Consider the following 24,499-nt stretch of genomic DNA (forward strand, 5'->3'; position numbering starts at 1 on the left):
CAAAGGTCCGGAAAGAACCGGTTTGTTTTCAATTGCTATTGGTGGAATTGCCGTGTCGAAGGAAAAAAGCCCGTCATGCCGGGTGTAGCGGAGCATCTCGCTCGCGCCTTTTGTCATGCTGACGAAGGAAGCATCTTATCACGTTCGGGCGACTCGTTCAGCGGGGATAAGATGCTTCGCTGCGCTCTGCATGACAGGCGATTATCTATGATGCTATTGTGCCGCGGCTACGGCCGGCCAGCCCTCCTTGTCCCAGCTCAATTTTTCGATGCGCAGCTTGGGGCGGCCCCGGTCAGAGGCATCGTAGCCGTGAAAAACCAGGTAGTCCACGTTGTCGAAGCTGCACACGGCGTTGTGGCCCACGCCGTACCACTTGCTGTCGCCGGCCAGCACCACGGTGCCGCCGCCCTGGTCCAGCGCCACGCCGGCGCGGTCCACGTACGGGCCGGTGATGCCGGCGGCGCGGCCTACCATCATTTTGTAGGTGCTTTGGGGTCCGCGGCAGCAGTAGTCAAAGGAGGTGAAGAGGTAGTAAAAACCGCCTTTTTTGAAGATGAACGGGCCTTCGATGGCGCCGTCGCCGGGCAGCGAGTCGTTGAGCTTGGGGTCGCGCGAGCGGTGGGCGATGGTGCGCCACTGCTCGGGCTGGGCGGGCGCCGTGAGGTCGGGCCGCAGCTTCACGAGCTTGATGCCGTCCCAAAACGAGCCAAACGTAAGCCAGGGCGCGCCGGCCGCGTCGCGCGCCAGGTTGGGGTCGATGGCGTTCCACATGTCGCGCCCCGGCACCGACTGAATGACCCGGCCGTGGTCGACCCACTTGAAGTCGGGCGAGGCTGGGTCCAACGTTTTGTTGGTAGCCAGCCCGATGCACGAGGTGTTCTTGCCAAACGCCGATACCGAGTAAAACAGGCTGTACTGGCCGTTGGCAAAGGAAATGTCGGGAGCCCAGATATGCCCTTTAAAGCTGGGCACGGCGGCCACGGCCCAGGCCGGCGGTGCGGCAAACACCGGTTTCTCCGGCTTCCAGGTTTTGCGGTCGGCCGACGACCACACCGTGATGCCGTTGCCGGTGCAAAACAAATAATACGTGCCCTGTTGCCGAATCATGACCGGGTCGTGGGCCGGAATGGCTCCCGTAGCAGCGGGCGCGGTTTGGGCGGTGGCCCCGAGGCAGGTTAGCAGCAGCGCAAGTAGAAGCAGTTTGGGCATAGCCATGCGGTAAGGTGGATTAACGGTTGTGCAGCACCTGTCGGCGCCTTCAGTATTTATCAGCCAATCAAAGTTATATGCTTTCACAATCGTTTGTGTAAAATATTTTTTTAAATTGCTGTTTCTTTCGATGAAAAAATGGAAAAACGGGGGTTATAACACCAACAACCAGGCGCCGAGCCCAACCGCAGGAGCCGTTATTTTCCATTGGCTCAAGGGCCTGCGCAAAACCCGGCCAAAGGCCCCACGGCAGGCGAGCAACGCGAGTGCTTACTCCCCGGACCAGTAGCTTTACACGACTTTTTACCCTCTTCGCTCTGCAAAATGGCAGCACGCCGCAACCTTCCGAAACCAACCGACGCGGCCAGCAGCCCCGTTTCCATGGCCGATTTGGCCCGGGAACTGGGCGTGTCCATGACCACGATTTCGCGGGCGCTGAGCGACCACCACAGCATCGGGCCGGCCACCAAGCAGGCCGTGCTCAAGCTGGCCAAAAAGCTCAATTACCAGCCCAACCACTTGGCCGCGGCCCTGCGCAAGGGCAAGAGCAAGCTGCTGGGCGTCATCGTGCCGTACATCGAGGGGCGGTTTTTTGCCTCCGTGGTGCACGGCATCGAAACGGCCGCCAGCAAGGCCGGCTACAGCGTGATTATCTGCCAGTCGAGCGAGGACGTGGCCCAGGAGCGCAAAAACGTGGAAACGCTGCTGAGTGCGCAGGTGGCCGGCATTCTGGTGTCGGTGTCGCGCAACACGCTGGACTTCCGGCATTTTGAGAAGGTGCGCAAGCACGGCGTGCCGCTGGTGTTTTTCGACCGCATTCTGGAGGGCGACAACGTGAACGCCGTGGTGCTCAACGACCGGGGCGGGGCCAACCAGGCCACCCGGCACCTGCTGGAGCAGGGCTGCCGCCGGGTGGCGCACCTGGCCGGCCCGCTGCACCTGAACATCTACAAAAACCGCCGCCAGGGTTACCTCGACGCCCTGGAAAGCTTTGGCATCGCGCCCGACGAAAGCCTGATAATGGACTGCGACATGACCCTGGAGAGTGGCGCCGCCTGCATGGCCCAACTGCTGGAACTGCCCAACCCGCCCGACGCCGTGTTCTCGGCCGGCGACTCGGCCATCCTAGGGGCATTGCAGCTGCTGAAGAGCCGCGGGATTCGGGTGCCGCAGGACGTGGCCCTGGCCGGTTTCAGCAACGAGGCCCTGACCTCCGTGGCCGAGCCCATGCTCACCTCCGTGGACCAACGCTGCGAGGAAATGGGCCAAGCGGCTTTCCGGCTGTTTAAGGACCTGGTGGATGCCGAGGGAACGGCGTTTTCGCAGCGGCAGGTGGTGCTGCAGCCCCAGCTGTTTGTGCGGGCCTCGTCGCTGCGCACCGGCCCCGCCTAAGGAGTAAGTAAGCCTCATTCCCATGGTTAAAGGCGGCGGCCGGAAGCCCGGGCCGCTACTTCTTGCCCGCAGTAGCTATTGGCTGCTGCGAGGCGCTACTTTTGCCTTCATGTCTGCTACGCCCAACCAGCCCACCATCGTGTTTCTCCACGGCTTTGCCGAAAGCCGGGAGGTGTGGTCCGATTTCACTCGCTCCTTTCCCGATGGCTACCGGCTGCTCGCGCCCAACCTGCCCGGCCACGGCACCAACCTGGCGCCCGTGCCCGACTTCTCGATGGAGGCCCAGGCCCGCTACGTTATCGATTACCTCAACCAGAAAGGCTGCTCCGAACCCGTGCTGCTGGTGTGCCACAGCATGGGCGGCTACGTGGCCCTGGCCCTGGCCGAGCGCTGGCCCCAGCGCGTGGCCGGCCTGGCCCTCATCAACTCTTCGGCCCTGGCCGATACCGACGAGAAGCGCCAGAACCGCGAGAAGAACATCGGCTTCGTCGAAAAATATGGCGTGGCCAAGTTCATGGAATCCTTTGTGCGCCCGCTCTTTGCGCCCTCCAACCGCGACAAGCTGACCGATGCCCGCGCGCTGCTGGAAGAAATTGGCAAGGTCACGCCGCCCACCACCATCACCGGGGCGCTGCGCGGCATGGCCGCCCGCCCCGACCGCACGGCCGTGCTCAGCATCGCCCAATTCCCGGTGCTGATGGTAGCGGGCAAGCACGACGTCGCGGTGCACTTCGAAGACGCCGTGCGCCAGGCCGCGCTGCCCGCCGAGGGCCACGCGCTGTTTCTGGAATGCAGCGGGCACCAAGCGTATCTGGAGCAGCCGGAGCAGACCCGCCGGAGCGTATTGGCACTGGCGGCGGCCGTGTTTGGGAAGTAACACCGCAGTCAGCCCAACAAATTGGGAAATTGAGTCGTCGAAATGAGCGGCTACGTAGAAGCCGTTTTCAGCCGGTTGGCTCAAGAAAACCCTTTATTTGAATTGCCGACAAAGGGAATTGGCAAGTAGCTGGCACGCATCGGTTATTGGGCTGTAAGGCGCTGCTTTCCTGTAATCAGGAGTTGATTTTTAAGAGACGCGCGCTGCCCAGCTGATAAACGATAGCGCCAGCCGGCGCGTATGGCGGTGCCTATGAGCACTACATCCCGGCCGGTAGTGGTTTTTCTGCACGGCTACCTCGAGAGTCCGGCCATCTGGGCCGAATTCATCGGCGAACATTTCGCCGACTGCCACGTGCTGACGCCCGCCTTGCCGGGCTACGATGGCCAGGACACACCCGAAGAAGCTTACTCCCTGGAAGCCGCCGCCGATGCCGTGCGCGCCGCGCTGGAAGGGGCCGGGGCCGGGCACGCCGTACTGGTGGGCCATAGCATGGGCGGCTACGTGGCCCTGGCCTTTGCCGAAAAATATCCCGGCCTGGTTGCCGGCCTCGGCCTGTTTCACTCCTCATCCCTGCCCGACACCGACCAGGACCGGGAACGCCGCGGCCGCAATCGCGCTTTTATTGAGGAGCACGGCGTGGCCGCCTTCGCCGAAGAGTTTTTGCAGCCCCAGTTTGCTGCCGAGCACCGCGAATCGATGGCCCACCACTTGGCCCAACTCAAGACCCTGGCTGCGGCGGTGCCCCAGGCCGTGGCCTTGGCGGGGCTGGAGGCCATGGGCCAGCGCCCCGACCGCCGCCCGGTGCTCGAAAAGGCCACCTATCCGGTGCTGTTTATCGCCGGGAAGGAAGACAAAGCCGTGCCACCCGAAAAAACGCACGAGGAAAGCCTGCTGCCCGACCACAGCACCGTGCTCTGGCTGGCCAACGTGGGCCACCTCGGCTTTGTGGAGCGGCCCGCCGATACCCGCCGGGCCGTGCGCCAGCTGGTGCAAGCGGCGTTCGACTAGTGAGCGTAGCCGCGGGGCTGCTACGCTCCGCCGCGCATCATCATTTTGAAGGTGAGGGGCACCACGTAGAATACGCGCACCGGCCGGCCTTGCAGCATGGCTGGTTTGGTAGCCGCGGGCAGTGTTTTCAGGGCCCGTAGTACTTCGTTGTCAAGCGCATCGCCGGCCGTGCCCACTATTTCGGTGTGCTCGATTGCGCCCGTTTCGGCTACCTCGAAGTAAGCGTATACCACGCCCTGCTGGCCTTGGCGCAAGGCCGCCGCGGGGTAGCGGGTGCTTCGTTGAATATAGTGCTGCAGGCTGTGCGAGGAGTAGTCCAGGGCCGAAAGCGTCTGGGAAACCGGTACCAGCGCGACGGCATCGGGAAACACCGGGTTGGTGTCGGCATACGCGTAGGGGAGGCTGGCCAGGGGCCGGCTAACATCCAGCGGCAGGAAGATTTTGGGTTCGGCGGTGGCCTTGGGGTCGGGGGTGCCGGGGGCCCAGTTGGGCATCTTGGCCTGCAGTGGGCCAAGGGCCGCGGTGCCTGCTTTGATAAGCGGCGCTTTAAACGGCCTGGGCGGAGGCAGGAGCTTGAAATTCTGGGGCTGCTGGCCCCCTTTTAGCTCAAACTGCGCCACCAGCTGCCTATCGGAAGCCGGTGCAGCCAGCCGGGTGCTGCGGTAAACGAAGGTCCGCAAAGAATCGGGGCCACCCGGGAAGCGCGGACCATCGTACGCGGCCGATGGCACCGCATCCTGGGCCGAAACGGTGGAGGCTGCCGCCAGAAGCAGCGCACTCATGGTAAAAAGTCTGGTAAACAGCTTTTTCATTAGGGTAGATAATGAGGGTTAGCTCCGCAAGCTAGCATATAATGGTATACAAAAATGCCCGGCCTCCGTGAGGAGAAGGCCGGGCTAGATACCGCTCAATAGAGAGGGATGCCTTTACGTAGCGCCGTGCGGCCGGGCGCCCGCTTCGGGCATGGTGCGGCCGTGGCCGGCATCCTGCGTTTGGCCAGCCCAATCGGTGAGGAAATACACCACCAGCGTAACCAAGCCAATGGCGATGAACAGGTTGCGGGCCGTTGGGCTGTCATCGGCAAAGCCAAACAGCCAGGGCGAGGCCAGAAATACCAGGCCGCTGACCAGCTCCAGCTTGCCGTGCACCGGAAACGGGATGACACGCAGCAGCCCCAGCGGCATGCTCGTAAGCAGCGATAAGACGAGGTAGCCGCCCGCCAGCACGTAGCAAACGGTGGCGTAGGCGCCGTGCAGGTTGAACAAGGACGGCGCCAGGGCAAAAAAGGCGCAGGTGGCATAATCGAGCACGCCGTGCACCTTGGGCGAAATGGGCTTCATAGCAGGCAATAATCAAACGGGTAGAACATGCCTTCGTTTACGACCTGCCCGTGCCAAACGATATGCCTGAGCTACAAATAAAGGCCTTTCTGCCTTCCCTGCCTGCCTTATACCAGCCCGCTCAGCCGGCCGAAACCGGTACCCAGGATGGCCGCGTCGTCGGCCCCGAGCCAGTCTTTGAGCAGGGTGGCGTAGATGCTGCGAAAATCCACTTGGTGACGCAGGTCGCCCTGGTCGAGGTTGGCCAAATCCGGGGCATCGTTGAGCACGCCTTTTTTCTGGAGAGCGCCGCCCAGCAAAAACACGTTGTTGGCGGTGCCGTGGTCGGTGCCGTTGCTGGCATTCTGGCCCACGCGCCGGCCAAATTCCGAGAACACCAGCACCACGGTGTTGGCCCACTGGTTGTGCTGTTTCAAGTCATCGGCCAGGGCCGCGAGGCCGTCGCCGAGGTCGGTGAACAGGCGCTGCTGCTCGTGCTGCCGCACGTGGGTGTCGAAGCCGGATAAGGCCAGGTAATACACCCGCGACTCCACGCCGGAGTTAATCAGCTCGGCCGTGGTCTTCAGGTTTTTGCCGAAATCAGAGTTCGGGTAAGCCACGCCGGACTTGTAGATTTTCGACTTCTCGTACAGATAGTCGGCCGAGGAAGCGGTTTCGGCCAGGGTCTTGTAGAGGTAATCTACCTGCTCTTGGTGCACCGGCGTGGTTTCCTGGCTCACCTTGGCCAGCAAGCGGTTCTGTTTGAGCTGATGGAATTTGCCGGGGTTCTTCAGGGCCAGGCCCTTGCGCTGGCTGCCTTTTAGGGCCAAGCTCAGGGTGTCGTCTACTTCCAGGGCGTTGTAGGGGCGCTGGCAGTCGGGGCAATTCGAGTCGAGGTAGCGGCCAAGCCAGCCGGTACTCACCACCTGGTCGGCACTCGAGCCGCTCTGCCAGATGTCCATGGAGCGGAAGTGCGACCGGTCGGGGTTGGGGTAGCCTACCGAGTTGAGCACGGCCAGGTGGCCCTGGTCGTAGAGTCCCTTCAGGCCCTTTAGCGCCGGGTGCAGGCCCAGGTCCTTCTCCATCGCCAGAATTCCCTCGGTTTCCTTAATGCCGAGCGTGGGCCGGGCCTTATAGTACAAATCGTTCCGGAAAGGAATGACAGTGTTCAGGCCGTCATTGCCCCCGCTGAGCTGCACTACAATGAGGCGCCGCGCACCAGGCGCATCGCTCAGTTGAGCTAAGCCCGGCCCCCGGTCGAGTGCGTGCAAAAACTTGGGCACCAGCAACAAGGAGCTGGCCAGGGCAGAGGTGCGGAGGAAGTCGCGGCGGGTGGATGCCATAATTGATATGATAGCGATAAGACGATTGAATGAACTTCAGACTCCCCTCCTTACCAAGGAGGGGATGCTGGCGCGAAGCGGCAGCTGGGGTGGTTGTGGGCGTAGAACAGCTCGCGTGTTAATCGTTCGGGTATCGTGCAACGAATCCAACCACCCCCGTCCGAACCTTCGGTTCGAACATCCCCTCCTTAGCTAAGGAGGGGAGTTGTTTACTTACGCCAATTGGTATTCGGGCAGGCTCAACAGGCTCACAAGCGTGGCGCGCAGGGCCTGCGCGGGCTCCTTTTGCTGCGCGGCTTGCTGCACCAACTGCAGGTTTTCAGGGCGAATGGCGGTTTGCAGCAGAAAGGCGCTCAGCTTCGCGGGCTGCTGCGGGGCGGGCGTGGCCCCGAGCAGCTGCTGCAGCGGCGCCAGGGGCAGGTGGGCGCCCGCACCGGGCCGCACGGTGCGCTCGGCCTTGCTGAGGTTGGGCGCGATGTCGTTTTCATCCTGCTTGAGCGCCACGGCAAACTCGGCGTTTTTGAACAGGATGGCCGGCAGCTGCAGGCGCAGCAGCAGCGACGATGAATCTATCCAGTTGCGGCCGCCGGGCCAGCCCGCCACATTGGGCGGCTGAAACAAGGTTTGGCCCAGGGCTTTCTGGTAGCCCAGCAGCGGCCAGTCCTTGTCGATTTGCACGCTTAGCGTGCGGCGGATGCCCGCCAGCAGCTCCACCGGCGACTTGATGTGCGTGCCCACATTGGCCGGCTCATAAAACCAGTCGGCCGAAAACAGTCGCTCCATCAGGTCAGCAATGTCGTAACCACTCTTGCAGAAGGCGTTAGCTAGGGGCTCGATGTGGGCCGGGTTGGGCACGTCGTTCACAAAGAAGCGGTAGACTTTGGTGACCAAAAACGTAGCGGCTGCCGGCTGCTTTAGGATGAGCTGCAGCACGTCTTCGCCGGTGAGGTTGCCGGTGGTGCCCAGGAAGGTTTTGGCGCCGGCGTCGTGCTCACGCTCCCGAAATTTGAAGTTGCCCTCGTAGTCGTAGCCCCAGCCGGTGAAGGCGCGGGCGGCTTCTTTCACGTCCTGCTCGGTGTAGTGACCGCGGCCTAGGGTAAAGAGCTCCATCACTTCGCGGGCGAAGTTTTCGTTGGGGTGCTGCTTGCGGTTCTGCTGGTTGTTGAGGAACTGCAGCATGGCCGGCTCCTGGCTCACAGCCAGCAGCAGGTCCGGGAATTTGCCCAGCGCGTGGCGGCGCGTGGTGTTGTGCAGGCTGAGGGCGGCGTTGGGCTGGCGCACGCGGCAGGCAAAGTGCCCGTGCCAGAACAGCGTCATTTTCTCGCGCAGCTGCGCCGGCGAAGTGGCCATGCGGTCCATCCAGGCCGTGGTCAAGTTCTCGAAGGCATCGCGGATGCCCAGGTTCTGCATTTTGCGCTGTTCGGGGGTGAGGTCGGCGCGGCGCAGGCGGGGCACGCCGGCCGCGATGCCACCGCCACGCAGCGCCGAGCGCGGCGGCAGGGGCGCCAGCGGCTGGTCGGGCGGGGTGGTGACGGTGCCGTCCGGCACTGGTTTTTTGGCCATCGTGGGTTCGGCCATCACCATGCCCTGGGGCTCGGTGTAGCTCAGGCCGGGGCCGGTCAGCGGCTCGTACTTCTCCGAATCGTGCAGCAGCTGCCGCAGGGCTTTGCGGGGGCTGAGGCCAGCGGCCAGCTCCTGCGGCCGCGGCCCAAACCCGGCCCGCCAGTAAAGATGCTGAAGTTGCAGCGTGCTGTTCATGCCTTCTGAGATGCGAAACAGACGCGGGGGTTTAACGCGCTGTCATTGCGAGGAGGCACGTGACCGTCATGCTGAGGCCTTTTGTCATGCAGAGCGCAGCGAAGCATCTTATCACCGCGGAACGATTGGTTCGAACGTGAGAAGATGCTTCGCTGCGCTCTGCATGACAGTCGATTTTAATTGCTGCTCCATGCCAGATGCCACGTCCTACGGCCTCGCAAAGACAGCTGCGTCTAAAATCTTGCGCCAAGCACTACAGTCTTCTTGTACTCGCGCTTCTCACCGCTGCTGGCCTTGAACAGCTCAACCAGCAAAATATAGTAGCCCACGGCGGCTTTGTGGCCGTGGTCATCGAGGCCGTCCCATTGCAGAAAGCCGGTTGTGGGCAGGGTTTCGTTGCGCACGAGGCGGCGCGTGAGGCGCCCCAGGGCATCGTATACCGTTACGGAGGCGGCGTAGCCGGGCTGGTCGAGGTGGTAGGTGAGGGTGGCGAAATCCTGCTGGCCATCGTCGTCGGGGGTAAAGACTTCGGGTTCTACGGTGAGCTCCTGGTTGCCGCCGGGCGTGTCCTGGGCTTGCGAGTTGGGCCGGCCGGGCGTGGCATAGCCCACGGCCCCAGCCGCCGAATGGAAGTTGCTGCCCAGGCTGGGCCCACTGGCCCGGATGCGCTCCAATGACACGCCTTCTTGAGAAGCCAGCAAACTCAGGTGCAGGTTTTTATTGTAAGCAAATCGGTCGATTTCCTGGCCGCGGCTGTCGAACAGCAAGGCTGTGCCTGCGTCCGGGAAGGTGGGCAGGCTGGCCAGCTGTACCAGGTTGGCAGCGTCGCTGCCCGTTGGATATTGTGCTTGCAGAATGCTGCTGCTTGTGCTGAAGGCCAGCAGCTGCCCGGGGGCCACCAGGAGCGGGCCGGTGCTGAGCACATCGGCGTCGACGCTGCCGTCGGGTTTGAGATTGCCAATCTGCCAGCCTTGCAGGTCGATGAATTTGTTGCTGCGATTCAGGATTTCCACAAACCGGACGCCGCCCACGCGCGGGTTGAATAGCAGCTCGTTCAGCACTACGTCGCCGGTCACGGCCGCTTCGGGCAGGGCAAGCGGAGCCGACTGCAATGGGCCACTGGCATTGCCGGCACAGTCGGTGGCCAGCTGCACGGCCAGTGTGGTAGGGCGGCTGGGCTGCAGCGGCGCGCTCAGCGTGAGGTCCACCTGCCGGAAATCAGGCCCCAGGGGCGCGGCCCGTACAATGGTTGGGCTGGGTGCAGCCAGCGAATAGCGGCCCATAATGGCGGCTGTGATGCTGTCCAGCTTTTCCGAGAAATACGCCCGTACGGTGGTGGGCGTGAGCGCCACGGCGCGCAGCAGGGCCGGGGCGACGGCATCGGGGTGGGCGGCGCGCACGGAATTGAGCCGGCCGGGCGTGCCGCCGCTGGCGTCGGTGCTAGCGGTCCAGTTGTCGGCGCCGGCGCAGTAGTTGCTGGCGTCTATCATTTCCAGGCTCCAGCCACCGTCTTTTTTGCGGGCGTCGCGGTACCAGCTATCAGCATACGTAACTTCAAACAGCGTGCGGCCGTCGCGTCCGCGCAGTACCAGTTGGTCGCCGCTGTTGTTGAGCGCGGGGAAGTTGGTGAGGCCGTAGACTTTGCCGTAGCTGGCAAATTGCGGCGTGCGGGTGCTGCCGCACACCACGGCGTACTGGCCGGGCAGCAGCCGGGCGGTATCGGGAAAGATAGCCACGGTGACGGTACCGCCTTTGCCCAGCCGCACGCCGCCCAGGCTCAGGGTTTTGGTGGCGCTGCGGTTGTAAATTTCCAGGTACTCAGACAGCGGCAGGCCCACCTGCGGCGTTTCATCGGCAAATATTTCACTGATAACCAAGTCGCCCACCTGTGGCGCTACCGGCGGGCCAACAAATGCGGCCGTGAGCGGGCCAGCGGCCACATTGCCGTAGAGGTCGGCCACGTTGCGGACTTCGATAACATTGGAAGGCGCGAAATCGGCGCCGAAGGTGAGGCGCACCACGGCCGGGTTGTTGGGCAGAACTATGGCCGCTGTGGGCACGGCGCCGCTTTGCAGGCGGTAGTTGGCCGGGGTGGTGGCGCTGGCTGGGGCCACGGCTTCGTTGAAGGCGACATCGAGCCGGCGCGAATCCAGGGGTACGGCCCGCAGCAGGAGCGGCGCGGTGGCATCGGTCACGGCAAAATCGTCGAAGTAGAAGTTGCGGTTGTTGGCCGCGGAGTAGAGCAGCGACACACCGAACGCTACGCTGCGCTGATAGGTGGCGTCGGTGGGCTGGGCGGCCTCGGCCACGAAGGTGCGGCCGCCGGTGAGGTCGCGCTCCAGGGTCCAGCGGTTGGCCGGGCTGCGGGTCACGCGCACGCGCACCAGGTTGTTGTTAGTGCTGGCCAGGGTGCCGTTGAGGCCGTCGATGACCGGCACGGCGGCGCGGGTCGAGTCTTTCCGGAACAGGCTCACTTCGTCGTCGCTGCCGCCGAGGCGCACGAAGTAGCCCGTGTTGCTGGGGTTCTTCAGGTCACTTTGGGAGGCCATGAGCCATACATCGGCGAGGTTGCCGGAGCTGGTGGCCAGCCGCAGATTGGCCCAAAACTCCCACACTGTGCCGGTACTGGCCCGGCTGGGCGTGCTGAGCTGAATCTGGGAGCCGGTTACGGCCGGGCCGTTGCTTTGCAACTGCTGGGCGGTAACCTGAAAACTGGTGGCGTCGCCGGTCCAAGCGGGGTTGGCGGTGAAATTGCTATCGGCGAAGTCGTCGCGCAGCTGGGCCTTTGCCAGGCCAGGCAAAAGCAGGAGTGATAGGAAAAGGTATTTCAAACGACGGGGTAGAAAAAGGAAAGAGCAAGGGCCTGGGCACGGCAGCCGGGGCGGCAAAGGATGCCTCTATCGCCTGCCTATTTGCGGGTTAGGCAACCCGGTAGGGGAGCAAAAGCTGCGAGCGGGGCACCGAAAGTAGCCCAATTATGGCGACATTTGTACTTCTGCGCCCGGCTGTGGCGTTGGCTTTTATCTTTTTGGATATTCTATGAAACTCGCAATTGTGGGTGCCACCGGCCTGGTTGGCACCGAGCTGCTGAAAGTGCTGGCCGAGCGCCAGTTTCCCCTTACTGAACTATTGCCCGTGGCTTCGGCCAAATCGGTGGGCCAGTTGGTTGAATTTTTGGGCAAAAAATTCCCCGTGGTGAGCATGGATGACGCCATTGCGGCCCGGCCCGACATCGCCATTTTCTCGGCGGGCGGCTCGGTGAGCAAGGAGCATGCCCCGCGCTTTGCCGCCGTGGGCACCACCGTTATCGACAACTCCTCGGCCTGGCGCATGGACCCCACCAAGAAGCTGGTGGTGCCCGAGCTGAACGCCGACACCCTCACGGCCGACGACAAAATCATTGCCAATCCCAACTGCTCCACCATTCAGTTGGTGGTGGCCCTCAACGAGCTACACAAGGCCTACAAGGTGCAGCGCATTGTGGTGAGCACCTACCAGAGCGTGACCGGCACCGGCAAAAAAGCCGTGGATCAGCTCATGGAGGAGCGCGCCGGCCAAACCGCCAGCAACCCCGCCTACCCGCACCCCATCGACCTGAACGTGCTGCCCCACATCGACGTGTTTGAGCCCAATGGCTACACCAAGGAGGAGCTGAAGATGGTGAACGAGACCAAGAAAATTATGGGCGACGACAACATCCGCGTGACGGCCACCTGCGTGCGCATCCCCGTGATGGGCGGCCACTCCGAGGCCGTGAACGTGGAGTTTGAAAAGGAGTTTGACCTGGCCGAGGTGCGCGAAATCCTGGCCCGCACGCCCGGCGTGGAAGTAGTGGACGACCCCAGCCAGAACCAATACCCCATGCCCAAAGACAGCCACGGCAAAGACGCCGTGCTGGTGGGCCGCCTGCGCCGCGACGAAACCCAGCCCCGCACCCTCAACATGTGGGTAGTGGCCGACAACCTGCGCAAAGGCGCCGCCACCAACGCCGTGCAAATTGCCGAGTACCTAGTAGGAAAGCTGGAGCCGGTGAGCTGATTTTTTGGGGCGAAACTAGTCGAAACGTTTTCATAGAACGTCATGCTGAGCGCAGCCGAAGCATCTCTACTGCGTAAGTAATCCTTGTGATTGGTTTACTACTCGGGTAGAGATGTTTCGGCTACGCTCAGCATGACGCTCTTTCTTTGCGGACTATTTTCAAGCGCTAGGCATGCGGTGGCTACTGAGTATTTGGTTGGTGCTAATGTCCTCCGCTGCCTGGGCGCAAGGGCCCGTGGTGCTGCGCGGCCGGGTGCTGGATGCCGAAACCCATCAGCCCATTCCCAACGCGCAGGTGGGGGTGGCCGGCAACCGCATCGGCACGAGCACGAACGAGGAAGGACGCTTTGCGCTGAGCATTCCGGCCCAATACCAGCAGGAGCAACTGGAAGTGGCGCTGTTGGGCTACCGCAAATTCAGCCAGGCGCTACCGCCGCTGCCCGGCCCGGAGCTGCACATTGAGCTGCGACTCAGCCCGGCCGCGCTGGGCGAGGTGCAGGTCACGGCGTCGGTGGTGGGCATTGTGCGGGAAGCCGTGGCGCGCATTCCGCGCAACTACCCCACGCGGCCCACCCGCCTCACGGGCTTCTACCGCGAGTCCGACAACGACCCGGCCGGCCGGCCGCGCTACCTCGTCGAGGGCTTGCTCACGGTGTTTAAGGCGCCCTACCAGCAGCGGGCCGACGACGGCGACGTGCAGATTCAGCAGTCGCGCAAGGTGGACCTGCGGCCGCACGCGCCGGTGCAGATAGACTGGGCCGGGGGGCCGTTTATCGCGCACCGTGCTGATTTTGTGCACCGCCGCGCGCAGTTCATCGACCCGGCCCACTTCCGCGACTACGACTACCGCCTCGCGCCCGGCAGCACCTACGCCGACCGGCCGGTGTACGTCGTCACCTTCGCGCCGAAGCCCGGCAACCGCCGCGCCGATTTTGCCGGCCGCATGTACATCGACCAGGACAGCTACACCTTTCTGGGGGCCGAGTGGCACTACACGCCCGCCGGCCTGCGTGTCGGCATTCACCGGGCCGATGCCCGGGCCCTGCGCGTGGCCTACCAGCCCTACGCCGGGCGCTGGCATTTGAAAACCGTGTGGTGGCAAACCCGCTACCGCCCGCCGGTGGGCGAGCCGCTCCAGTACTTCGGCGAATTCCTGACTACGGCCATTGACACGGCCCAGGCCCCGCGGCCCCCCTACCTGGAGCGGGCGCAGTACTACGACGTGTTCCTGAACAACGCCGTGCCCTACGACTCGGCGTTCTGGCAAAGCCACACCACCCTGCTGCCACCTGAGGCCGTGCAGCAAGCCCTGCTCGACCAGCAGCGCCAGCAACGGGCCGATTCGTTGTTTCGCCACCCCGCCGCCGTGCCGGCCGCGGCCGCCCAGGCGCCCGCACGGCCCGCCATGCAGTGGCTCAGCCGCATTCGGTATGGGGCTTCGGCAGGGGCGTGGCCACTGGCGGTGCCCGCTGCGGGCCTGGGCCTGAGCTTTGCCCCGGCCGGCTCCAGCTTTCGGGCCCAAGCCACCACCAACGTAGCAGCGCAGGCCCTCACCGGCTGGTGGAGCGCGGAATATCAGTTTGATGTAACGCCCGCATTGGCCGTGCGCCTGGCCACGCGGCACGTGTTCCGGCAGTTCGCCGGTGAGGGCTGGGAAGCCGGCCTGAGCTACGAGCACAACCTCAACCCCCGCCACCGGCCCCTATACGGCCGCGCGGGCCTTTCTTACACGCGCCAAACCGTAGCCCGCACTTTGGGTAGTTTTGATAATGCTACCGGTGGCGTTTCCGTGGCCGGTACCACCCTCACGGCCCACGAGTTGAGCTTGCAGGTGCAGTCCGTGGCCGATGCCCTCCAGCCCAAGTTGGGCCTGGGCCTGGAGTTGAGCCACAAAATTGAGCTGGTGGCCGACCTGGGCTACTTGTGGCCACTCCGCAACCGCACCCAACTGCAAGTGAACGAGGAAAGCGGCTTCTTTCTAACCCGTAGCTCCGCCGCCATCACCTTGCCCAGCCCCGATGTAAGCCTGCAAGTAAACGAGCAGCTGACCTCTGCCGTACCCTGGCAGCCCAACCGCTGGCTGTTCAACTTCGGACTGCTCTACCGGTTGCGTTAGCAGTTGTCAGTTGCAGGTTCTTGATGGACAGCGTACATCACGATGTAGAGACGCGACACTTCGCGTCTCCGGGACTGCGCCATGTGGGGCTCGTTAAGCCGTCATCGTTCAACGTCGAGACGCGAAGTGTCGCATCTCTACAGCGAGCTGCGTAAGGAAGTAACAATTGGTATTTTAACCTGCGTCTATGGCCAGTAGATCCCAGAAGTTACCCGCCACCTTTTTTCAGAGGCCTGATGTGCTGCGTATTGCCCAAGACTTATTGGGCAAGCACTTATACACCAACATTGACGGCGTGGTCACGGCCGGCCGTATTGTCGAAACCGAAGCTTACCGGCACGAAGGCGACCACTCGCTGACGCTGCACCTACAGCGCAAGCGACTGCAAGCCCAAGGCCTGCACGTACCCGGCGGCCACGCCTATATCTACACCGTTTACAACCGCTACGCGCTGTTCAACATCGCCACCCACGATGCTACGCACCCCGATGCGGTGCTGATTCGTGCCGTGGAGCCCGCTATCGGCATTCCTGAAATGCTGCGACGGCGCGGCCTGCCCACCGCCAAGCGCGCCCTCACCGCCGGCCCCGGCGTGCTGAGCCAAGCCCTGGGCATCACCACGGCGCTCACCGGCCTGGCCGTTACCGGCGAGGTGCTCTGGTTCGAAGACCACGGCGAGGAAGTAGCCCCAGCCCATATAATAGCCAGCGCCCGGGTTGGGCTGGAATACGCCGGCCCGGAAGCGGCGGAGCTGCCGTGGCGCTTCCGGCTGCGCAACAGCCAGTGGACCAGCCCGGCGAAATAACCGCTAGCTCTGTTCAGGGGCGGGGTAGGGGTTGGGGTGCTTGATTTCAAGCCAGCGCTCGGGGCGGTCGATGGGCTCGTAGCCGAAACGTTGGTAGAGCGTGTGGGCGTCGAAGGTGGCGAGCAGGTGGCGGCGCAGGTTTTGCAGGTCGGGATGGGTCAGCATTTGGCCCACCATCCATTTAGAAAGGCCCAGGCCCCGGAACTCGGGCAGCACGAATACGTCGCAAAGCCAGGCAAACGTAGCCTTGTCCGTTACCACACGGCAAAAGGCGGCGAGGCGGCCATCGGGCGCATACACGCCGAAATTGAGGGAGTTGGCAATGGCGCGCTCCAGGGTGTCGAGGGGCATGTGCCGGCCCCAGTACGACTCCACGCTCAGCCAGTGGTGAACGGCGGCGATGTCGAGCCGGGCGAGCTCGGTGCTGAGCACGTAGCCGGAAGGGTGGGTTGCGGTGAAGATGGCAGACATGAGCAGGGGATATGATGAATGCGCCCGCAAGCTACAAAAACAGCCCGCGGCCGGCCCGGTAGCATCCGAACGGTTTGGGGTTTCGTTTGTTGATTCATCAGAGCAAGTTTCTCGGGATTAACCTTTTGCCTATTGCCATGAAATTTCTACGCAACGCATTGCTGGCCTTTTGGGCCGTGGGGCTGCCGCTCACGGCGTGCGCCCAGGCCCCGGCCCTGACCACCTTCCCGGTGGGCGCGACCACCGTCACTGCCTCGGCCCTGGTCACGAACCTGAGCACCGTCTGGGAGCTGGTGTGGGGGCCGGACAATTTCATCTGGATGACCGAGCGTGGCGGCCGCATCAGCCGCGTGGACCCGGCCACCGGCCAGGTGCTGCCGCTGCTCACCGTATCCGACGTGACCGAAACCGGCGAGAGCGGCCTGCTGGGCCTGGCCGTGACGGAGCCCTTCCCGGCGGCCGTGCCACAGGCCGCTACCTACTGGGTGTTTGTGGTGTACAACTACACGGACCAAGGCGTGCTGAAGGAAAAGCTGGTGCGCTACACCTACACCAGCAGCGGGGGACTGGGCAGTCCGCAGGTGCTGCTCGGCAACATCACGGCCACCACTACGCACAGCGGCTCCCGCCTGCTCGTGCTGCCCGACCACACCCTGCTCATGACCACCGGCGACGCACAGCAAACGTCGGAAGCCCAGAACCCGGCCTCGCTCAACGGTAAAATCCTCCGGCTCAACTTCGACGGCACCATCCCGGCCAATAACCCCATCGCCGGCAACCGCCTCTATACCCTGGGCCACCGCAACCCGCAGGGCCTGGTGCAGCTGCCCGATGGCCGCATCTACAGCTCGGAGCATGGCCCCAGCAACGACGACGAAATCAACAAGATTGAGGTGGGCCGCAACTACGGCTGGCCCAACGTGGAGGGCAACTGCAACCTGCCCGCCGAGCTGACCTTTTGTAGCGCCAACAACGTGCGCGAGCCCCTCACCACCTGGACGCCCACCATTGCCCCGGCCGGCCTCACGTACTACGACCACCCCGCCATTCCCGGCTGGCGCGGCAGCCTGCTGCTGGCCGTGCTCAAAAACAGCAAGCTCACCCAGCTGACCCTTGATGCCACCGGCAACGCCATCACTAACCGCACCGATTTCCTGTCCGGCTTTGGCCGGCTGCGCGCCATCTGCGTGTCGCCGCAGGGCCGGGTGTACATCGGCACCAGCAACCGCGACGGCCGCGGCAGCCCTGCCGCCACCGACGACCGGATTCTGGTGCTCGAAAACCGGGCGTACGTGGCCACCGCCACCCGGCCCACCGCCTCAGGCTTTGCCTTCGAGCTGTTCCCCAACCCGGCCCGCCGCCAGGCCACCGTGCAGCTGCCCGGCCCCACCACCCGCCTCACCGTGCGCGACCTGCTGGGCCGCACCCTGCTCACGTTTCGGCCCACCGGCCCCGTGGCCACGCTGGAGCTGGCCACGCTGCGCCCCGGCAGCTACCTGGTGCAGGCCGACGGCCCCGCGGGCAGCCTCACCCGCAAGCTGGTGGTAGAGTAGCCCAATTTTCAGCTCAACGCGCTACAGGTGGTGGCGCTCGTTTTTCACGGCATTGCGCAGGTTCCATTCTACTTCGTGTCGGAACGGGTGCTGGCGCACGGGGCAGTCGGGCATGAGGCACAGCGAGCACGCCGCAAACGTGCAGGGGTCGGCGTGGACGAACATTTCCACCTCCACATCGAAGCGCGACCGGATGAGCTCCTCAATGTCGTGCACTTGGGTGTGCACCTGCTCCAGGGTGAAGTAGTAGGGCATCTGCATGTGGCAGTCGATGTGCAGGTTGGAGCCGTAGCGCTGCACGCGCAGGTTGTGCACGTCAATCCAGGACGTCCGGCGCTGGGCCTGCAGCTCGGCAATCACCTCGGCCACCGTGGCGGTATCGGTCTCGTCCATCAGGCCCGACACGGCGTGCCGCAGCATGCGCCCACCGTTCACCAGAATGAAGCCGCCTAGCAGCAGCGCCGCCCCGGAGTCGAAGCGCACGAAGCCGGTGAGGGCCACCAGCACCAGCGCCCCCGACGACACAATGGACGTAAGCGCGTCGATGTACAGGTGCTGGCCGTCGCCGATGAGGGCCACTGATTTCAGCTGCCGGCCGGTGCGCACCAGCAGCAGGCCCACGCCCAGGTTCACGACGGCGGTGCTGGCCAGCAGCGCCACGCCCCAGTCGGGCCGGGCCACCGGGTGCGGGTGCAGCAGGCTCAGCGTCGAATTGTAGAGGATGAAGACGCCGGCAATAAAAATCAGCGCCCCCTCAAAGCCGATGGACAGGTACTCCACCTTGCCGTGGCCGTAGGGGTGGTTTTCGTCCTTGGGCAGGCCGGCCAGGTAGAGGCTATACAGCGCAAAGCCGCTGGTAAACACATTAATGATGCTCTCAAGCGCATCGGTGAGCACGGCCTGCGAGCGGGTGAGGTGGTAGGCGTAAAACTTCACGGCCACGAGCCCGGCGCTCACCACAAGGGAAAGCAGGCCGAGGCGGCGTTTGGTTTGGGAAGGCGTCATGCAAATCGAATTTCCGGGCAAAGGTCGGCAGCCCGCGGCGAGCGCCACCGTAGCGGCCGCCCGACGCCTGGCAGCCACGGCGGGCCGGGTCGCTGGGCGCTCGGTAAAAACCAGGAGCCTAAGCGAAACCTTTTTGTAAATATTATGTATTTAAGGCAGTCGAAAAATATTTTTAGGTTGCCCTAAAAATTGCGTATCTTTATTCAGAATCAATACTCATCCGTGCCTCCATCCACTACAACTCAACCCAAGATGCCCGCGCCCGAGAGCGGCTGGCGGCACGCCCGCCGCGGCAATTCCCTGAGTGAGGTGTACGCCAGCATCCGGGTGCCGAAGACCGATGCCTCGTTCTGGCGCAAGCTGATGGCCTTCTGGGGCCCCGGCCTGATGGTGGCCGTGGGCTACATGGACCCCGGCAACTGGGCCACCGACCTGGCCGGCGGCTCGCGCTACGGCTACACGCTGCTGTCGGTGGTGCTGATTTCCAACTTGTTTGCCATGCTGCTGCAGCACCTGGCCGCCAAGCTGGGCATCGTGACCGGGCGCGACCTAGCCCAGGCCTGTCGCGACCATTACTCGCGGCCCGTGAGCCTGATGCTGTGGGTGTTGTGCGAGGTGGCCATTGCCGCCTGCGACCTGGCCGAAGTCATTGGCTCGGCCATTGCCCTCAACCTGCTGTTTGGGCTGCCTCTGGCCTGGGGCGTGGTGCTCACCACCCTCGACGTGCTGGTGGTGCTGTACTTCCAGAACAAGGGCTTCCGCATCATTGAAAGCCTAGTGGCGGGCCTCACGGTGCTGATTTTTGGCTGCTTCGCCTACGAAATCATAGTGTCGCGGCCCGATTGGGTGGCCCTGGCGCACGGCCTGGTGCCGCAGCCGCAGGTGGTTACCAACCCCGGCATGCTCTACGTGGCCATCGGCATCCTGGGCGCTACGGTGATGCCGCACAACCTGTACCTGCACTCCAGCATCGTGCAAACCCGGCAGATTGAGCAGACCGAGCCCGGCAAGCGCATGGCCATCAAGTTCGCCACCATCGACTCGACGGTGGCGTTGTTTCTGGCGTTTTTCGTGAACGCGGCCATCCTTGTGACCGCGGCGGCGGCCTTCCACGGCAAAGGGCACGACAACGTGGCCGACATCGCCGACGCGCACCAGCTGCTCACGCCGGTGCTCGGGGCGGGGGCAGCCAGCGCGCTGTTTGCCATTGCCCTGCTCGCCTCGGGCCAGAACTCCACCCTGACCGGCACGCTGGCCGGGCAGATTGTGATGGAAGGCTTCCTGGACTGGAAGCTGCCGCCCTGGCTGCGGCGGCTTATCACGCGGCTGGTGGCCGTGGTACCGGCCCTAATCGTGACGCTGATTTACGGGGAAAAGGGCACCGGCAAGCTGCTGGTGCTCAGCCAGGTGATTTTGTCCATGCAGCTCAGCTTCGCGGTGGTGCCGCTGGTGCTTTTCACCAGCAGCCGGGCCAAGATGGGCGTGTTTGTGAACCACCCCGTGGTGCGGGTGCTGGCCTGGACGGTGTCGGCGGTCATCATCTCGCTGAACGTGTTTTTGCTCTGGCAAATGGCCACGGGCCGGTAAGCCGGCGGCTGCTCTATACTATGGTGTATTAATTATTCATCTGAATTATAGCTGTTTGAATCATGGGTTATGAAACGCATCCTACTGCTTTTTTTGATGTTTCCGCAGTTGCTGCTGGCCCAAACGGGTACGCTCAGCGGCACCGTGCGCGACGAGCAGCGCCGGCCCGTACCGTTTGCTAGCGTAGCGCTGCCTGCCAGCGGCCAGGGCGTCACGGCCGATACGGAAGGAAATTTCCTGCTGCCCAATGTGCCCGCCGGCCAAGTGCGGCTGGTGGCCAGCGCGGTGGGCTACGCCAGCCGCACGCACAACGCCACCCTTGCCGTGGGCCAAACCCTGGAGGTGCCGCTCACGCTGGCAGCCGCCGCGGCCGCGCTCACCGAAGTGGTGGTGACGGGCGTGTCGCGCGCCACCGAAATCCGGCGCAGCCCCGTGCCCATCGCCACGCTCAGCCGCCGCGAAATCAGCCTGAACGCCAACACCAACGTCATCGACGCGGCCGTGCGCGGCATTCCCGGTCTGAGCGCCGTCACCACCGGCCCCAACGTGTCGAAGCCCTTCATCCGGGGCCTGGGCTACAACCGTGTGCTGACCCTCTACAACGGCCTGCGTCAGGAAGGCCAGCAGTGGGGCGACGAGCACGGAGTGGAAGTCGATGGCTACGACATCGAGCGGGTGGAGGTAGTGAAAGGGCCCGCCAGCCTGCTCTACGGCTCCGATGCCGTGGCCGGCGTGGTAAACCTGCTGCCTGCCCTGCCCAGCGGCCCCCAGGGCCAGCTGCGCGGCGAAGCCCTCACCGAATACCAATCGAACAACGGACTGGTGGGGCAGTCGCTGGGTCTGAATTATCAGAAAAACGGCTTCCAGACCAGCTTCCGGGCCAGCCACCGCCTCGCCCGCGACTACCACAACCGCGTGGATGGCCGGGTGTACAACACCGGCTTCCGGGAGCTGACCCTCACGGGCATGGCCGGCGTGAGCAAGGACTGGGGCAGCTCGCACTGGTACCTCACGCTCTACGACAACCTGCAGGAAATCCCCGATGGCAGCCGCGACTCGCTCAGCCGCCACTTCACCCGGCAGGTGGTCGAAAACAAGCTGGATGACGTCAAGCACCGGCCCTTGGTGACTGATGATGAGCTGCGCTCCTATGCCATCGGGGCCCTGCACCAGCGCATCCGCCACTACCGGGTGTTCACCAAAACGCAGGTGCACCTGGGCGGCGGCGAGCTGCACCTGCTGCTGGGCGCCCAGCAAAACAGCCGCGAGGAGTTCAACCACCCCACGGCCCCGGCTCAGCCCGGCCTGGCCCTGCGCCTCACCACCTACACCTACGACGTGCGCTACCACCTGCCGGACTGGCGTGGCCTGCAGATAAGCCTGGGCAACAATGGCATGGGCCAGCTCAACCGCCACCAGAACGCCACCGATTTCCCCATCCCCGACTACAACCTGCTGGACGCGGGCGGGTTTCTGCTCCTGAAAAAGCCCCTGGGCCAGCTGGAGCTGAGCGGCGGCCTGCGCTACGACACCCGGCTCGTGAGCTGGAACGACTTCTTCGTGGCGCCCAACCCCGCCACGGGGTTTGATGCCAAAGCAGGCCCCGGCACGAGCGGCGTGGCCCCGCAGTTTCCGGCGTTTCGGCAGCGCTACCAGGGGGTGTCGGCCAGCCTGGGCGCGAGCTTCGTGGCCACCGAGCAGCTCACCCTGCGCGCCAACCTGGCCCGCGGCTACCGCGCGCCCAATATCCCCGAAATCGGCTCCAACGGCCTCGACCCCGGCGCGCACATCGTGTACCTGGGCAACCGCGGCTTCCAGCCCGAGTTCAGCTGGCAGCAGGACGTGGGCGTGCTCTGGCACCAGCCCACCCTCGACGCCAGCGTGGAAGTGTTTCACAACTACGTGCAGAACTTCATTTACCAGGCCCGGCTGCTCGATGCGGCGGGGCAGCCGGTGGTCATCGTGCCCGGCAACACCACCTACCAGTTCCAGCAGTCGGCCGCCCGCCTCTACGGCCTCGAAGCCAGCCTGAACCTGCGCCCCGCCGCCCTGCCCTGGCTGGCCTGGAACACCAGCGTGGCCGTGGTAAACGGCCAGAACGCCGACGTCGGCGTGCTCGAGCGCCAGGGCGCGGCCGCCCGCTACCTGCCCCTTATTCCGCCGCTGCGCGGCCGCTCCGAAGCGCGCGCCACCCTGCCCGCCACCTTGGGCCGCCTCACGGGCACCTACTTCCGGGCCACCGTGGACGGCAGCGCCCGCCAAACCCGCTTCTACGCCCTCGACAACACCGAAACCGCCACGCCCGGCTACGCGCTGCTGGGCCTGGGCGCCGGCACCACCTGGACCAGCCGCGTCGGCCGGCCGGTAGCCCAACTTTTTGTGCAGGTCGATAACGTGTTCGATGCCGCCTACCAGGCCCACCTCAACCGCCTGAAATACTTTGAGTACTACGCCGCCGCGCCCAACGGCCGCGCGGGCATCTACAACCCCGGCCGCAACGTGGGCGTGAAAGTGGTAGTGCCGTTTTAGGTCTGAAGTTGAGCTAAAAGTGCCGCCCGCGCGTACAAGCGGCCATGAAACACCTTTTCGCTTGCCTGTTGTGCGCGCTGCCCGCGCTCAGCTGGGCCCAGGAAACGCCCAAGCCCTCGCCCTACGATTCGGCCCACTTCAGCTGGCGCCAGCCGGTGCCCCGCACCCGCCTGCGCGAGCTGCAGCCCGACCGCCCCGGCGTGACCGAAAGCCCCTTCACCGTCGATGCCGGGCACGCCCAGGTCGAAGTCGATGGCTTGCGGCTGATAAACAGCGGCTCGGGCCAGGATACCCGCACCCGCGACCTGCACGTGGCCTATAGCAACGTGAAGTTCGGCCTGAGCCGCCGCACCGACATTCAGGCCGAAGTGCCGCTCTACGCCATTGCCAAACAGCAGGCTGCCAGCGCCGACGCGTGGCAGGACCGCAACTCGGGGTTTGGCGACATGGCCATCCGGCTCAAGCACAACTGGCTGGGCAACGACCAGAAAGTGCCGGTGGCGCTGGCCACGGTGGCCTTTGTGCGCCTGCCCACCGGTGGAGCTGTCGGCAACGGCGCCGCCGAATACGGCCTGATAGTGCCGATGAACGTGGGGCTGAGCAAAAAATGGACCCTGGAAGCCCAGATTGAATCGGACCTGAACTACGACCGCGAAGAGGCGCAGCACTTCCTGCGCCTGGCGCCTTCGCTGGCCTTCGACTACGAATTCACCAAAAAGCTGAGCCTGCTGGCCGAGGGCGTGACTCAGTGGAACTCGCTGCAGCACCAGTGGCAAAGCTCCGTGAACCTGGCGCCCATCTTCAACATCACCGAGAACTTCCAGGTCGACGCCGGCACCCACCTAGCCCTGGACCGGCAGATTGACCACGAGTATTTCGTGGGCTTCACCCTGCGCCGGTAGAAGGATAGTTATCAGTGAGCAGTTATCAGTGAACAGTGGGCAGTCCGAAGAAGGAACGTCATGCCGAGCGCAGCCGAGGCATCTCGCGTGTGGTAGTAACTCAATCGATTGGATTACTGCTGCACGCGAGATGCCTCGGCTGCGCTCGACATGACGTTCTTATTGTATTGCTCACTGATAACTGCTCACTATTAACTGCCAACTGTCTTCACGTATCTTTGCCCCGCCAAGGTGCCAACCCCCAATCGCGGGGCGCGGCTGAAAAGGGAATCCGGTTCAAGGCCGGAGCTGTCCCCGCAACTGTACGCTTCACATCGGGGTGGGCCCCGCACGCCACTGTTCACGGTTGGTTTTCGCTTTGAAAACCAACTCAATTGGATGGGAAGGCGGCCCACTCGGCGAAGCAAGCCAGGAGACCTGCCCGGGCATTCACAGGTTCAGCATTCGCGGAGGACGAATGGAGAAAGAGAACAGCAGCGGCTCCCGGGCCGCTGGTTTATCAACTGTTTTTCGGCCTCGGCCCGGCCGCCATTTTCTTCAAATTGAAGCAAGCGGCGACGGGTTTTGAATCGAATTTTCTTCAT

18 protein-coding genes and 1 riboswitch are annotated in these 24,499 nt (G+C 63.9%); of the genes, 10 read left to right on the forward strand and 8 right to left on the reverse strand.

Features of this window, described 5'->3' with window-relative positions; genetic code table 11:
* Nucleotides 1-213: 213 nt before the first annotated feature.
* Nucleotides 214-1,209 carry an arabinan endo-1,5-alpha-L-arabinosidase gene (locus AUC43_RS05550; RefSeq protein WP_068198266.1) on the reverse strand — a complete coding sequence of 332 codons (996 nt, stop codon included), beginning with the start codon at nt 1,207-1,209 and terminating at the stop codon, nt 214-216.
* Between the two features lie 324 nt (nt 1,210-1,533).
* Here AUC43_RS05550 and AUC43_RS05555 point away from each other — a divergent pair, with 324 nt between their 5' ends.
* The 3 genes from AUC43_RS05555 (at nt 1,534) to AUC43_RS05565 (ending at nt 4,489) form a co-directional block, all read left to right on the forward strand.
* Entirely contained in the window at nt 1,534-2,601 is a 1,068-nt protein-coding gene (locus AUC43_RS05555) for a LacI family DNA-binding transcriptional regulator (RefSeq protein ID WP_068190861.1), read from the forward strand.
* Nucleotides 2,602-2,710: 109 nt separating this feature from the next.
* Nucleotides 2,711-3,478 carry an alpha/beta fold hydrolase gene (locus AUC43_RS05560; RefSeq protein WP_068190863.1) on the forward strand — a complete coding sequence of 256 codons (768 nt, stop codon included), beginning with the start codon at nt 2,711-2,713 and terminating at the stop codon, nt 3,476-3,478.
* A gap of 252 nt (nt 3,479-3,730) precedes the next feature.
* Nucleotides 3,731-4,489 carry an alpha/beta fold hydrolase gene (locus AUC43_RS05565; RefSeq protein WP_157780943.1) on the forward strand — a complete coding sequence of 253 codons (759 nt, stop codon included), beginning with the start codon at nt 3,731-3,733 and terminating at the stop codon, nt 4,487-4,489.
* A 20-nt stretch (nt 4,490-4,509) separates the two neighbouring features.
* Here AUC43_RS05565 and AUC43_RS05570 read toward each other — a convergent pair whose 3' ends face one another.
* The 5 genes from AUC43_RS05570 to AUC43_RS05590 form a co-directional block, all read right to left on the reverse strand.
* Nucleotides 4,510-5,271 (reverse strand): energy transducer TonB, encoded by a 762-nt coding sequence (locus tag AUC43_RS05570; protein WP_157780944.1) that lies wholly within the window; start codon nt 5,269-5,271, stop codon nt 4,510-4,512.
* A gap of 144 nt (nt 5,272-5,415) precedes the next feature.
* Nucleotides 5,416-5,829 carry an SPW repeat domain-containing protein gene (locus AUC43_RS05575; protein WP_068190868.1) on the reverse strand — a complete coding sequence of 138 codons (414 nt, stop codon included), beginning with the start codon at nt 5,827-5,829 and terminating at the stop codon, nt 5,416-5,418.
* Between the two features lie 107 nt (nt 5,830-5,936).
* Nucleotides 5,937-7,151 (reverse strand): DUF1501 domain-containing protein, encoded by a 1,215-nt coding sequence (locus AUC43_RS05580; RefSeq protein WP_068190871.1) that lies wholly within the window; start codon nt 7,149-7,151, stop codon nt 5,937-5,939.
* A 213-nt stretch (nt 7,152-7,364) separates the two neighbouring features.
* Nucleotides 7,365-8,909, reverse strand: coding sequence for a DUF1800 domain-containing protein (locus AUC43_RS05585; RefSeq protein ID WP_068190873.1), 1,545 nt, complete (start codon nt 8,907-8,909; stop codon nt 7,365-7,367).
* A 233-nt stretch (nt 8,910-9,142) separates the two neighbouring features.
* Nucleotides 9,143-11,710, reverse strand: coding sequence for a lamin tail domain-containing protein (locus AUC43_RS05590; protein ID WP_068190875.1), 2,568 nt, complete (start codon nt 11,708-11,710; stop codon nt 9,143-9,145).
* Nucleotides 11,711-11,948: 238 nt separating this feature from the next.
* Between AUC43_RS05590 and AUC43_RS05595 the strand changes: the two genes are divergently transcribed.
* From AUC43_RS05595 to AUC43_RS05605, 3 genes are all read left to right on the forward strand, one after another.
* A complete protein-coding gene (locus AUC43_RS05595; RefSeq protein WP_068190877.1) occupies nt 11,949-12,947 on the forward strand; it encodes an aspartate-semialdehyde dehydrogenase in 999 nt (332 codons plus the stop codon).
* 205 nt (nt 12,948-13,152) lie between these two features.
* Nucleotides 13,153-15,063: a carboxypeptidase-like regulatory domain-containing protein gene (locus AUC43_RS05600; protein WP_068190879.1), complete on the forward strand. Its 1,911-nt coding sequence runs from the start codon at nt 13,153-13,155 to the stop codon at nt 15,061-15,063.
* 187 nt (nt 15,064-15,250) lie between these two features.
* The gene (locus tag AUC43_RS05605; RefSeq protein ID WP_068190881.1) at nt 15,251-15,868 is read left to right on the forward strand and encodes a DNA-3-methyladenine glycosylase; all 618 of its coding nucleotides are present in this window, start codon (nt 15,251-15,253) and stop codon (nt 15,866-15,868) included.
* A gap of 3 nt (nt 15,869-15,871) precedes the next feature.
* On the opposite strand, the gene AUC43_RS05610 is transcribed toward AUC43_RS05605, so the two are convergent.
* Nucleotides 15,872-16,339 carry a GNAT family N-acetyltransferase gene (locus AUC43_RS05610; protein ID WP_068190883.1) on the reverse strand — a complete coding sequence of 156 codons (468 nt, stop codon included), beginning with the start codon at nt 16,337-16,339 and terminating at the stop codon, nt 15,872-15,874.
* Nucleotides 16,340-16,476: 137 nt separating this feature from the next.
* Between AUC43_RS05610 and AUC43_RS05615 the strand changes: the two genes are divergently transcribed.
* On the forward strand, nt 16,477-17,892 hold the full coding sequence (locus tag AUC43_RS05615) for a PQQ-dependent sugar dehydrogenase (protein ID WP_068190885.1): 1,416 nt from the start codon (nt 16,477-16,479) through the stop codon (nt 17,890-17,892).
* 21 nt (nt 17,893-17,913) lie between these two features.
* On the opposite strand, the gene AUC43_RS05620 is transcribed toward AUC43_RS05615, so the two are convergent.
* Nucleotides 17,914-18,897, reverse strand: a complete 984-nt coding sequence (locus AUC43_RS05620; RefSeq protein ID WP_068190887.1) for a cation diffusion facilitator family transporter — start codon at nt 18,895-18,897, stop codon at nt 17,914-17,916.
* Between the two features lie 252 nt (nt 18,898-19,149).
* Here AUC43_RS05620 and AUC43_RS05625 point away from each other — a divergent pair, with 252 nt between their 5' ends.
* From AUC43_RS05625 to AUC43_RS05635, 3 genes are all read left to right on the forward strand, one after another.
* Nucleotides 19,150-20,484, forward strand: a complete 1,335-nt coding sequence (locus AUC43_RS05625; RefSeq protein WP_068190889.1) for an Nramp family divalent metal transporter — start codon at nt 19,150-19,152, stop codon at nt 20,482-20,484.
* A gap of 69 nt (nt 20,485-20,553) precedes the next feature.
* Entirely contained in the window at nt 20,554-23,013 is a 2,460-nt protein-coding gene (locus AUC43_RS05630; protein ID WP_068190894.1) for a TonB-dependent receptor, read from the forward strand.
* A gap of 44 nt (nt 23,014-23,057) precedes the next feature.
* Nucleotides 23,058-23,915 carry a transporter gene (locus tag AUC43_RS05635; RefSeq protein WP_082684931.1) on the forward strand — a complete coding sequence of 286 codons (858 nt, stop codon included), beginning with the start codon at nt 23,058-23,060 and terminating at the stop codon, nt 23,913-23,915.
* A 212-nt stretch (nt 23,916-24,127) separates the two neighbouring features.
* Nucleotides 24,128-24,354: riboswitch (cobalamin riboswitch) on the forward strand.
* The last annotated feature ends 145 nt before the right edge of the window (nt 24,355-24,499 follow it).

The sequence above is a fragment of the Hymenobacter sedentarius genome, assembly GCF_001507645.1.
GTDB classification, from domain to species: domain Bacteria; phylum Bacteroidota; class Bacteroidia; order Cytophagales; family Hymenobacteraceae; genus Hymenobacter; species Hymenobacter sedentarius.